This window comes from Frankia sp. AvcI1, assembly GCF_001420875.1.
GTDB classification, from domain to species: domain Bacteria; phylum Actinomycetota; class Actinomycetes; order Frankiales; family Frankiaceae; genus Frankia; species Frankia alni.
Genome location: NZ_LJFZ01000062.1, coordinates 1 through 11,091, shown reverse-complemented (window position 1 = coordinate 11,091; position 11,091 = coordinate 1). Strand labels below are relative to the sequence as shown.

Annotated in this window: 6 protein-coding genes and 13 pseudogenes; 3 read left to right on the top strand and 16 right to left on the bottom strand. The window is 73.1% G+C overall.

Going from position 1 to position 11,091, the window contains the following annotated elements:
• Positions 1-5: 5 nt before the first annotated feature.
• Positions 6-265 (top strand): annotated as a pseudogene (locus UK94_RS72195) (HNH nuclease); the annotation flags it as partial.
• Position 266: 1 nt separating this feature from the next.
• Positions 267-1,106: HNH endonuclease signature motif containing protein (locus tag UK94_RS31565; RefSeq protein WP_235490891.1), on the top strand; the 840-nt coding region annotated here is incomplete at its 5' end.
• A 234-nt stretch (positions 1,107-1,340) separates the two neighbouring features.
• Here UK94_RS31565 and UK94_RS76700 read toward each other — a convergent pair.
• The 11 genes and pseudogenes from UK94_RS76700 to UK94_RS72150 all read right to left on the bottom strand — a co-directional run.
• Positions 1,341-1,652 (bottom strand): annotated as a pseudogene (locus UK94_RS76700) (hypothetical protein); the annotation flags it as partial.
• Between the two features lie 309 nt (positions 1,653-1,961).
• Positions 1,962-2,225: pseudogene (locus UK94_RS72190) on the bottom strand (hypothetical protein); the annotation flags it as partial.
• Between the two features lies 1 nt (position 2,226).
• A pseudogene (locus tag UK94_RS76695) lies at positions 2,227-2,417 on the bottom strand (hypothetical protein); the annotation flags it as partial.
• A 919-nt stretch (positions 2,418-3,336) separates the two neighbouring features.
• Positions 3,337-3,557 (bottom strand): annotated as a pseudogene (locus UK94_RS72185) (hypothetical protein); the annotation flags it as partial.
• 766 nt (positions 3,558-4,323) lie between these two features.
• Positions 4,324-4,523 (bottom strand): annotated as a pseudogene (locus UK94_RS72175) (OmpA family protein); the annotation flags it as partial.
• A 1-nt stretch (position 4,524) separates the two neighbouring features.
• A pseudogene (locus tag UK94_RS75645) lies at positions 4,525-4,644 on the bottom strand (OmpA family protein); the annotation flags it as partial.
• A gap of 645 nt (positions 4,645-5,289) precedes the next feature.
• Entirely contained in the window at positions 5,290-5,433 is a 144-nt protein-coding gene (locus tag UK94_RS34265; protein ID WP_157734551.1) for a hypothetical protein, read from the bottom strand.
• A gap of 119 nt (positions 5,434-5,552) precedes the next feature.
• A pseudogene (locus UK94_RS72165) lies at positions 5,553-5,649 on the bottom strand (class I SAM-dependent methyltransferase); the annotation flags it as partial.
• 51 nt (positions 5,650-5,700) lie between these two features.
• Positions 5,701-5,887, bottom strand: a pseudogene (locus UK94_RS72160) (class I SAM-dependent methyltransferase); the annotation flags it as partial.
• A gap of 1 nt (position 5,888) precedes the next feature.
• Positions 5,889-6,021 (bottom strand): annotated as a pseudogene (locus UK94_RS72155) (methyltransferase domain-containing protein); the annotation flags it as partial.
• Position 6,022: 1 nt separating this feature from the next.
• On the bottom strand, positions 6,023-6,473 hold a 451-nt coding region (locus UK94_RS72150), incomplete at its 3' end, for a methyltransferase domain-containing protein (protein WP_235490889.1).
• 303 nt (positions 6,474-6,776) lie between these two features.
• On the opposite strand from UK94_RS72150, the gene UK94_RS72145 reads away from it, so the two are divergent.
• Positions 6,777-7,823 (top strand): helix-turn-helix domain-containing protein, encoded by a 1,047-nt coding sequence (locus tag UK94_RS72145; RefSeq protein ID WP_231861485.1) that lies wholly within the window; start codon positions 6,777-6,779, stop codon positions 7,821-7,823.
• Between the two features lie 38 nt (positions 7,824-7,861).
• Here UK94_RS72145 and UK94_RS72140 read toward each other — a convergent pair.
• The 5 genes and pseudogenes from UK94_RS72140 to UK94_RS72120 form a co-directional block, all read right to left on the bottom strand.
• A pseudogene (locus UK94_RS72140) lies at positions 7,862-8,176 on the bottom strand (serine/threonine protein kinase); the annotation flags it as partial.
• A 78-nt stretch (positions 8,177-8,254) separates the two neighbouring features.
• Positions 8,255-8,648, bottom strand: a pseudogene (locus UK94_RS72135) (serine/threonine protein kinase); the annotation flags it as partial.
• A 1-nt stretch (position 8,649) separates the two neighbouring features.
• Positions 8,650-9,591, bottom strand: a pseudogene (locus UK94_RS72130) (serine/threonine protein kinase); the annotation flags it as partial.
• 1 nt (position 9,592) lies between these two features.
• Positions 9,593-10,084 (bottom strand): serine/threonine-protein kinase (locus UK94_RS72125; RefSeq protein WP_235490887.1); only part of this gene is annotated, 492 nt, incomplete at its 3' end.
• A gap of 193 nt (positions 10,085-10,277) precedes the next feature.
• Positions 10,278-10,757 (bottom strand): hypothetical protein, encoded by a 480-nt coding sequence (locus UK94_RS72120; protein WP_235490884.1) that lies wholly within the window; start codon positions 10,755-10,757, stop codon positions 10,278-10,280.
• Positions 10,758-11,091: the final 334 nt, after the last annotated feature.

Below are 11,091 nucleotides of genomic sequence, written 5' to 3'. Positions count from 1 at the left end.
GAACGATCACCGTCGAACAGGCGATGGTCATCAGCGACGCGCTACGCACCCTGCCCACCGCCACCACCCCCGACCAGCAGACCGCCGCCGAACAGGCCCTCCTACGCTTCGCCGACCAGTTCGACCCCCACCACCTCGTCAAACTCGCCGCCCGCCTCCGCGAAACACTCACCACCACCGACACCTCCCCCGGCGGCGACGACCCCCACACCGACAGCCACACCGGCGAACACACCAACCCCAGCACCCGCACCGGCAAGACCGGNAAGACCGGCAACGATGGCACCGGCACCGGCAGCACCGGTGGCAACGGCGGCCTCGGCGGTCACGGGAACGACGGCCGCGACACCCCCACCCCGGACCCGGCCGACATCCGCCGCCTCACCCTCACCGACACCCCCACCGGCGCCACCCTCATCCACGGCGAACTCGACGCCGAAGGCGCCGCCCTCCTACGCACCGCCCTCGACAGCCTCGCCGCCCCCCACCCCGCGGCGGACGGCACCCCCGACCGGCGCAGCCCCACCCGCCGCCGCGCCGACGCCCTGCTCGACCTCACCACCCGCGCCCTCGGCGCCGCCACCCTCCCGCAGAGCGGCGGGGTGCGCCCGCACCTCACCATCACCATCGACTGGAACACCCTGCTCGCCACCGGCACCACCCCCGCCACCACCGACTGGGGACTCCCCCTACCCCACAGCGTCCTGACCCGACTGTCCTGCGACGCCGACATCACCCGCATCATCCTCAACCCCGCCGGCGTCCCCCTCGACATCGGACGATCAACCCGCGTCGTGCCCCCACAGCTACGCCGCGCCCTCGCCGCCCGCGACCGCGGATGCAGCTTCCCCGGCTGCGACCGACCCCCGTCCTGGTGCGAAGCACACCACGTCATCCACTGGACACACGGCGGAACCACTGCCCTCCACAACCTCGTCCTGCTCTGCGGCCACCACCACCGCCAAGTCCACCACGACGGCTGGACCATCATCTTCACCGACGACGGCCACCCCGCCTACACCCCACCCTGGCGCATCGACCCCCACCAACGCCCCCGCCGCAACCCCTACACCCACCTACCCGACCTCCTCACCAGCGCCACCTGACAAGGGGTGGTCGGCCCAGCCTCCGCCGACCGCCTGCTGGCTTCCCCTCGCAGGTCGTGGGGAGACGCGCAGCCGGCCGGCAGCGCCGGGAGCCGTGCCGACCGGCAGACCACCGTGGGCTGGTCGTCCCAGCCGGGCCCTGCCTCCCCGGTGCGGCGGCATCCGTCGGCCCCACGCGGGCGGGCGAGGGCTGTGAAGGCCGCCCCAGTCACCATGATCTGGAGATGCGGCTGGCTAGGATCGACGGGCCATCTTGATGGTCTTCTCGAGCTGGTCGCGGTCCACCTCGGCGACTCGCCCGTTCGTCGGCATGGTCGGGATGTGGCCGCCGCCGAGCACCAGGTCGGTGGTGTGGCGCAGGCCCATGTCCTTCTGCTCGACGTCGAGGATGGCCTCCTCGACCCGGTATAGCTTCTCGATCTGCGACACCTTCGCCTCGACCTGGGCGGCGACGATGCGCAGCCGGCGCTCGGCCTTGGCCAGGCGCCGCTCCAGCCGTCGGTCGACGATGTTCGGCATAGGCTCGTCGCGCTCCGTCGGATCGTGNAGGTACAGCTCGACCGCCACGGCGACCAGCGGGATCAGCGCCTGGAACAGGATCACCGCGCCGCCGGTGCTCTCGCCGGCCGTGCCCTGCGTGCGCACGAGCACCCCGGCGATCGACAGCAGCAGGAAGATCGCCGTGGTCAGGCTCAGCGCCAGCGGGGACGATTTCGACTCGANGAGCTGTTCGCGGATGTCCAGGTCGATCTTGAAGCGGCCGGCGTCGGCATCGGCGAGCATCTGCTTCTGGGCGCGGGCGAGGATGGACGCCTTGATCCCGTGGGCGAGCGCCACCCCGGCGATGAAGACGGNGACGCCGAGCAGGCCGCCGAGCCACCACTCCGGGCCGTAGCCGCCGACGTCGGCGAGCACCGCATAGGACTGCGCGAACACGTAGAAGTCCAGCGCCGCGAGCAACGTCAGGACGACCGTGCGGGCCGGTCCCGCCAGCGCCATCTGCGGGATGCGCTCCTGCACCCCGACGCTGCGCCACAACCGGCCCTGCTCGACCTTGTTCTTGATCAGTTCGGTCCGCCGCTCGCGGCGCTCGGCCCGGGAGTCGATCTCCATGCGGAGNTCGGCGATCAACTCCTCCAGGGTCCGCCCGTCGGCCCGGACGGCCGCCCGGACCTCCTGGACCTCCGCGTCCTCCAGGCTCTTGAGGACCTTGGGGCGGGTCTCCGCACCCGCCAGCGCGATGTCGGCGTCTCCCACCCGGCGGATGAGCTGCTTGGCCAGACGCCCTGGCTGGTTTCCCCTGCGCAGCACCGTTTCAGGCTCCTACTTTTCCGATGTCGGTCCCGATGGGCGGTCAGTGGACGGGGACGGCGGTCAGCCGATGGGGATGAGCGGTTCAGTCGATGGGGCGGGCAAAGGTGCCGCCGACGAAGCAGAGCATGGCGCAGACGATGCCGAGCACCGAGGCGACCATGGCCTCGCGCGCCCCCTGCTGTTCGTCGCCGGAAAAGACCATGGTCANCACGAGGGTNCCGACGCCGACCACGGCGCCGACGGCGCCGAGCATGAAGCGGCGGGCGATCGTCTCCCGCGGCGGCAGGGTGGACAACGCGTCGATCGGAGCGATGCGGCCGGCCCGAGCACGGTTGCCCACCCGGCGCCGGATGTCGCGCAGCCGGAAGGTGTTGCCGGTGATGAAGAAGCTGAGCGCGGTCACGATCATCGATCCGGTGACCGAGACCTTCGCGAACGGGGACGACAGGGTCAACCAGACCCAGATCTCCAGTACCGCGAGCATCACCAGGCAGCCGGTGATCACGACCGTCGAGCNCATCAGTGCCGGGCTGAAGTGCTGGTCCTCGGGCTCGTGCAGGACGCCCATCGGTCGTCTCCTCGGCTTGAGTTCCACCGGNGCCGTCGTGGCCAGTAGCGGTTCGGATGGATCGGCGTGGTGCGTGCCGCGGCGGTTGCGGACGGGATGCTCCGGGAGCTCGGGGGCTGCCGCGACGGGCGCGGGCGGACGGGCGGCCGGGACGGTCGAAGCGGCCGGATGAATCGGATGAATCTGGTCTGTCGGGTCTGTCGGGGTGGATGAAATGGGTGACGTCGTCGTAGGGGTTGTGTCGGTCGAGATGGTGCGGATGGTCGAGCTAGCTGCAGTCACTGNTGATCCGTCGACACAGTTCGCCCTTGAGGTACCGGGCGAGATCCTGCTGCGGCCGATCCGCCNCGCCCTCGTTGACCCCGAGGAACCGAACCTTGTCGTTGCCCACCGTGGTGATCTGCTGGGTCTCGAAGCACCGCTTGACCAGCGCCTCGGCGATGGACGCGGACGCCTTCTTGCCGTCGACGTTGAGGCAGTCGGAGTCCTGACCGGTGCCGAGCAGGTCGCTCCAGACGAGAACGGTCACGTCGGTGACCTTCACGTCCGGTGTGGACCGGACGGTGTTGNGCTCGTCGTTGATGCCGGCGAGCAGGCCCGTGGCACTGCCCTTCGCGCTGACCCGCTCGGTCTGGACGACGTGGTCGATCTCNGTGCCGAGGGCCTTGGCGGCGGCGACCCGGTCCTTCTCCTCGCGCCGGTTGTTGTTCCGTTTGATCTGGAACATCCGGTCACCGTGGAAGCAGTCCGAGTACGTCATGGCCGTGCCGCCGCTGGCGACGAGCCGGATGTAGGCGCCGTCCTTCAGCGCTGTGTCGAGATAGGGCTGGACCCGGGTCGCGACGCGCTGCGCGGTGGCGGCCGAGTTGTCGGTCACGTCGAGCAGCACCAGCAGCAGCGGCGCGCCGGCCGAGGGCGTGGACTCCTGGTACTTGGAGCAGTCGAGCGGACCGTCCGCCTTGGACGTGCCGAGCAGGCCGCCGGNGTCACAGGCAGCGAGNATCGGCGTCGCCAGCATGGCCGCAGCCACCAGCCCGGCCAGTCGGCTGTGCAGGNGGCGGCCCCGGCCCCGGCGTCGGTCCTGGCTCTGGCCGCCCTGGCCCGGACGTCGGTCCTGGCNAGGGTCCTGGCCAGGACGTCGGTCCTGGCCCTGGCCCGGATGGTCCTGGCCTCGGTCCTGGGTCCGGCCTCGGTCCTGGGTCCGGCGTCGGTCCTGGGTCCGGCGTCGGTCCTGGGTCCGGCGTCGGTCCTGGGTCCGGCGTCGGGCTGCGGGCTCACCCGTTCCGGCCGCGCCCGGAGGCAGGGGCACCGGCGGACCGGCGGAAACGTCGCACGTCATCGAAGCACGATCTCCACTCGGCGTCGGCTCGCGTCGGCGACGCCGTCCTGCGCGCCTTGTTCGCCCCTGCCCTCGACATCCAGCACGGAGCTGGGGATGTTCTGCGTCGCCAGCCACGCCTCGACGGACTTTGCCCGTTCCAGCGACAGCTTCTGGTTGTCCTCGGTTCGCCCCAGCCCATCGCTGTAGCCGATCANCGAGATGGGGCCGGGATGCTCCCGGATCGCGGGCAGGACCTGCTGCAACGCCGTCATCGCCTCCCCCCGCAGTTCGCTGCTGTTCGAGTCGAACAGGTAGTCGGCGCTGACCGTCGTCACCTGGCTGCCGTCCGGCTGGGTGATGAACTTGCTCAGCGGTGGCAGCGGGTCGGCCTCGACGGCGGGCGCGACCCGCGTCGCGTGCGGCGCCGGGGTGAACGAGGCGGTGTCGCTGCTGGCCGAGCAACCGGCCGTGAGGCCGACCAGGGCCAGCGCGAGCGCCGCCCCCGTGCACGCGCGAACCCCCGGAATGCCGCGCCTGAACGTGGCATCTCCGGGTGCGGAGTGAGCGTGATNCACGGTCTGCCCCCAACGGCGAATGCGGGGCTCACCATAACGGGGGCGATCGGGGTACCTCGCCGCGCCCTAGGGCGTTGTGTGCACCGTGGGACAGAACGGCGTCGCGTTGAGCAGGATGTTCCTCGCTCGCCGCATCCGGGCCGACCGCCGTTCGTGTTCGCCGGCCGCGGCGGCTCGCCGTGGGAGACCCTCGGACAGCAGACGACCCCGGGGTTCTGGACGGGCGCCCGTCCAGAACCCCGGGGTCGCCCGGGTTCGTCGCCGCCGCCGAGATCGGCGGCGGCTATCGATCAGTAGGGGGTGCGACCCGCAGCGGGTGCCGGTCAGCAAGGGGTGCCGAGCGATTGCGACTGCTCGGCAGTAGTGGGGCCGAGCAGTCGCGGGGCCGAGCAGTAGCGGGGCTGATCAGTAGCGGGTGCCGGTGGTCGTGGTGGTGGAGGCGGTCCGGCTGCGACGGCGGCGCAGGCGGCGCAGCCCGCGGGCGGCGGAACGGTCCGCCTGGTTGACGTCGTGCCGAACCTCGTGTCGCATGCGGCGCAGAATCTTCATGATGGTGCCTCCCCTTCGTCGGTTTCCGGACCGGTGTTCGTGCTAATTCCGGCTTGTCCGGTGACGTCTGAGGGGGGTTTGCCCGGAGTCGTCGTCCTCACACCTCCCCGAGGGCGAAACTAGCGGGCCGGCGGCCGGCTCGTGACAAAGATGGAGGTCGAGGGCACATACCCGCCGCGCACAGGCCCCCACTGCCCCCAGGTCCGCTCCTGGCCGNCCGGCCATTCCGGCTCGATGATGTCGTGCAGGATCAGTCCGGCCGCGACNATCTCCCGGACCCGGTCGCCGATCGTGCGATGCGTCTCCGTGTAAATCGCCTGGCCCTGTTCATCGTGCTCGGTGTAGGCGCGCCGGTCGAAGTAGCTGTGGAACACCCGCAGCCCGTTCTCGTCCGGATCGTCCGGCAGGCACCACACGAACGGATGAGTCGTCGAGAACACCCAGCGCCCGCCGGNCCGCAGCACCCGGGCGACCTCGCGCATCACCGCCCCGCTGTCGGCCACGAACGGGACCGCGCCGAACGCGGAGCAGGCCACGTCGACGCTCTCGTCCGCGAACGGGAGCGCGACCGCGTCGGCCTGGACCAGCNCCACCTCGATGCCGGTGCGGGCCGCGTAGGCGCGGGCCTGGGCAAGCTGGCCGCCGGACAGGTCGAAGCCGACCACCCGGGCACCCTGACGCCGCAGCCACCGCGCGCACTGGGCGCCGCCGCATCCGACCTCCAGGACGGTGCGGCCGGCCACGTCCCCAAGCAGCCGGAGCTCGGACTCGCGCAGTCCCTCGGGGCTCCAGCAGAAGTCGCTGTCTCCGAGGAAGGCACCATGTTCGGCCTGGTAGTCAGCGGCCGCGTCGTCCCAGTAGATGCGGCTGGCCCGCCGGGCGGTCTCGGGATCAATATCGAGGTACCCGTAGGCGGGTGGCTGCTCCTCGCCGTCCCCGCCGTCGATCGTGCCTGTGCTGTCGATCGTGCCTGTGCTGTCGATCGTGTCTGTGCTGTCGATCGTGCCGCTGGTCGCGGCGTCGTTTTCTGGGCTGCCCACGGTGGCTCATGCTGGCATCCGGGCGCGCGCCGCCACCCGCCGGGGCGCCCGCCACCGGCAGGACTCCTCGCCGCGCAGTGGCCCGCGCGCCCGGGCGCCCTCCGGCGGCTGGCTCGGNCGGCGCGGTCGGGGGATGATCCGGGTCATACCGCAACATCACTGACGATGGGGAGGCCCGCTGATGGCGGTCGGGGTCGGAGCGGTCGAGGTCGGAGCGGTCGGGATCGGTGTGCGAGCTGTGGGTGGGGCGCGTACGGGCGGGGTGTCCGTAGCGGCCGGTGGCGCGGTGGTGAGGTCGTCACGGTGGGCGTGAAGCCGTCCGGGTCCGCCGCCCGGGTCGGCCGCCTGCTGCGGTTCCTCGGCGGGCACGGCGAGACCGGTTACTCGCTCTCGGAGCTGGCCCGGGCCGTCGGCATCGACAAGAGCACCTGCCAGGCGATGCTGCTCGCCCTGGTCGAGCAGGGGTTCGTCCACCGCGACGACGGGCACCGCACGTATGCCCTGGGCCCCTCGGCGCTGGCGGTCGCCGCCGCAGACGGGGACCGGGCGCGGCTGGTGCGGCTGGCCCGTGCGGAGCTGGAATCGCTGACCGCGGACCTCGACCTCGAGACGTTCGCGACCACGACCTTCGCCGGCAGTCTGCTCGTCCTGGCACGCGTCCCCCGCTCCGCCCTGTTCGGGTTGTCCATGCGGGTCGGCCAGACGCTGCCGTTACGCCCGCCGGTCGGCGCCGTGCACCTGGCCTGGGCGCCCCCTGCCGCCGTCGACGTCTGGCTCCCCGCCGCCGGCCCCACCCCTGCCTCTGGCTTCCTCGCCGACGTCACCCCCGAGACCTGCGCAGACACCGCCCCGGCGGGCGAGGCGGAGAGGGCGGCCGGGGCGGGCGGGGTGTCGGCGGGCGAGGTCCGGGCGGACGCGTTCGCGGCGGGCGTCGTGCCGGACCCCGCCTGGGCGGTGGAGCCGGCGTGCCGGCATCGGCGGGTCCTCGACGCAGTGCGCGCACGGGGCTACTCGGTGACGGCGGACGACGCGCTGCGTTGGCGGTTGCGAGACGTGGTCGACCAGGTCGCGGACGCCCCGGCCGACCCGGGCCCGCGTCGGGAGCGGGACGAGCTGCTGCGGACCCTCGCCGAGCGGGAATACGAGATTCTGGATCCGGACGAGGCGAAGTCGTGGCCCGTGGGGGAGATCTGCGCGCCGGTGTTCGGTCGCGACGGTCGGGTCGCCGTGGCCGTCGGTCTGGTCGCCGCGCGAACCCTGGACACGGCCGGGCGCGCGGCCATGGTCGACCGGCTGCTGCTCGCGTCGACCCGGCTCACGGCGCTGACCGGCGGCCGCCCGCCGGACTGACGCCGGCCCCGCCGGACTGACGCCGGCTCCGGCGGTGGTCAGAGCTCGCTGTGGCTGACCGCCGCGCCGATCACGGCCCGGTCCTCGGCGATGGTGATCGGCGTGTAGACGACCGTGTCGGTTGCCTGCCGGTCGACGAGGCGTCCGCGGCGGCTCTCCCCGACCAGTCGGGCCCGGCCCTCCAGCGAGCCCACGCCGACCTCGTGGTCGGCTGGGCCGAACGGGCCGGTTCCGGCCAGCCCGGCCTGCTCGGGGGCCTCCGTTGCGTAGATCCGGACGATGGCGCCGGGCACGGTCGTCCACCGCAGCACGGTCCCGCCGAGCGTGGTGCGCGCCTCGAGGTCGAGCACCGGNCGCGGACGGGCGACGACCCTGACCACCACCTCCGCCGCCCCGGAGGGTGCCAGCGCGTCCGAGCTGTCCGACCCGGNCACCCAGACCCGGTAGCGGTAGACCGCGCCGGGCGCGGTGTCCTCGTCGAGGAAGTAGCCGGCGGTGCCGCGGAACCGGCGCTTCGCCCCCGACAACGGCGAGGTCTCGGCGAACGTCCGCTCGATCATCACCTCGTCGCGTTCCGGCATGGGCCGCCAGGACAGCGCGACCGCGTTGTCGGACATGCTGGCCCGCAGCGCGGTGACCGGCGGCAGCAGCGTGCGGGTCGGCGTGCGGACGGGCGTCGAGCGCAGCCGGCCCGCGGCGCCGGTGACCATCGCGACCACCTCGTGCCAGTGCGGGACGCCTCTGGGCGCCCCGGCGTCGAACAGCTCGGTGCCGGTGGTGATGCCCAGGCTGCGTTCGCGGCGGCCGTTCGGCGCGGACGGATCCNCCAGCACCCGCGACACCCGGTAGGACGCCCCCGGGGTGACCGACGGCGCCCAGCGCAGCAGCACTGCGCCGTCCTGCTCCACCGCGGTGAGCTCCGCCGGCGCCGCCGGGCGATCCATCGCCGGTTCTGCGGGCATCGCCGGTCCGGTTCCTATCGCCGGTTTGGTAGGCATCGCCGGTTCGGCTGCCATTGCCGGTTCGGTGGGCATCGCCGGTTCGGCTGCCATTGCCGGTTCGGTGGGCATCGCCGGTTCGGTGGGCCGGGGTAGCGCCTCCGCGTCGCCGGGATCCGGCGCGACGGCCGACGTCGCTCGTGGGCCGGCGACGCCGGGGGTGTCCGGCGGCTCGGGGAACCGCGTCGGGGGCAGACCGGGGGGTGGCTGGTGGCTGGTGCGGCCCGCCACCCGCGTCGCCTCGTCGCAGTCGTCGACACCGCCGGGCGGCCCGCCCGCGCCGGTGGGGCTCGCAGCGCGCAGCGAGCCGGGAGCCGCCGGGGCCTCCGGTAGCGAACCGGTGAACCGGCCCGGCGCCGCACTGCCTCCGCCGGGCGGCGCGGAATACCGCAGGTGCCAGGACAGGGCGTCCACGCGGCCCACCCCGGGCTGCGGCCGGGAGCGGGCGGCCTGCTCGAGCAGTTCCCGGGCCCGGGCCGGCGTCAACCGCTGGGCGGGATCCTTCGCCAGAAGGCCGTCGAGCACCGGGCCGAGGGCGCCGGCCCGCCGAGTCGGGGCGGGCGGGTGGAGCAGGATGGCGGCCAGCATCGCGCCGAAGCTGTCCCGCTCGAACGGCGGGTGCCCCTCCACGGCGTAGTACAGCGTGCCCCCCAGGCTGAACAGGTCCGCCTCGAAGGTCGCCGGCCGGTTGTCGAGCCGTTCCGGAGCCATGTAGAGGGGGGTTCCCAGCACGCCGGTGACCGTGAGCGTTGGATCGCCGTCGCCGGTGGNGATGCCGAAGTCGGTGAGCACGACCCGGCCGTCCGTCCCGATCAGCACGTTGGACGGCTTGACGTCGCGGTGGACGATGCCGTGATCGCGGGCGGCGACGAGCGCGTCGAGCATCGCGATCCCGATCCGGGCGACCTCGGCGCCGGGCAACGGCCCGTCGTCGCGCACGACCTCGAACAGGGAGCGGGACGGCACGAGCTCCATCACGATCCAGGGCAGGCCGTGTTCGAGGACGACGTCGAGGATCGTGACGACGTGGGGATGGCCGCGCAGCTTGGCGGCGTGCCGCGCCTCGCGCAACGCCCGCTCGACCCGGTCCGCCCGTTCGGCGCCCGCGACACCGCCGGCGAACTCGATCTCCTTGAGCGCCGCCTCGGTCTCCAGGACGGAATCGAAGGCGCGCCAGACCGTCCCCATCGCACCCGCACCCAGACGCGCGACAAGTCGATATCGGCCCGCCACCACGCGGTTGCCTACCGGAACGGCAGCCACGACACCCCCTTGGCTTCGTTCATTGTCGCAGGCCAGCTTCCCAGGTGAACCGAAATATCACGACCGGCGCGGGGCCGCCGCTTGGCACCGGTCGGCGCGTCCATGCTGATCTGCTTCTTCGTCGTGGCGCCATGGTGTCGGTCACCCGCGGCACGGGCGCCGGCGGTACCCGTCCCCGGCCGGCCGTCGGCGGTCAGGGCGCCGGGCGCAGCAGGGAGCGTCCGGCGTCGTCGGCGTCCTGCCCCGGCGCCCTCGGATCACGTGCCGGACCCGCGGCGGCCGGACCCGCGGCGGCCGGACCCGCGGCGGCCGGACCCGCGGCCGGGTCGGCGGCCAGCTCCGGGCGGGCGCCGGTGGTGGCCGGGCGGGGCGGCAGCATCGCGAACGCGCCGGTCGCGGCCACGACCAGGGCCACCGCCACGCACAGCAGCACCCGGCCGGGCTCGCCGACGTCCAGGGACCGGGCCAGCAGCACACCACCGCCGGACCCGACGAAGGCGGCCAGGACCGTGACCGCGGCACCGATCGCCCGGTTGCTCAGGAACAGCAGCTGGGCGCAGACCGCCCCGGTGACGGTGGCGGCCGCGGGGCCGAGAACCGCGTGGCCCGCCCGGGCGGTGCCCGCCGCCCAGATCCCGACCGCGCCGACGAGCCCGCCGGCGGTGAGCAGCACAACCAGCATCCCGAGCGGCAAGGACGGCGGCCGGACCACCGTCGGCGCAGCCGGTGGGACGGGAAGATCACCCTCCGCCCGCTCGTCGTCGGCGGCTCCGGCAGGGACCGGTGGTGGCAACGGAGCGGGTGGTGATGGGACCGGTGGCGGTGACGGGGTGGGTGGTGACGGGAGCGGTGGTGGCGACGGGGTGGGTCGCGATGGGGTGGGTCGCGGCGAGGTAGGTGATGGCGGGGTGGGTCGCGACGGGGTAGGTGATGGCGGGGTGGTTATACACATCTGACGCTGCCGACGAAGAGGCAACCGGGTCACGTCGTGATCCTCGGGGACGGGT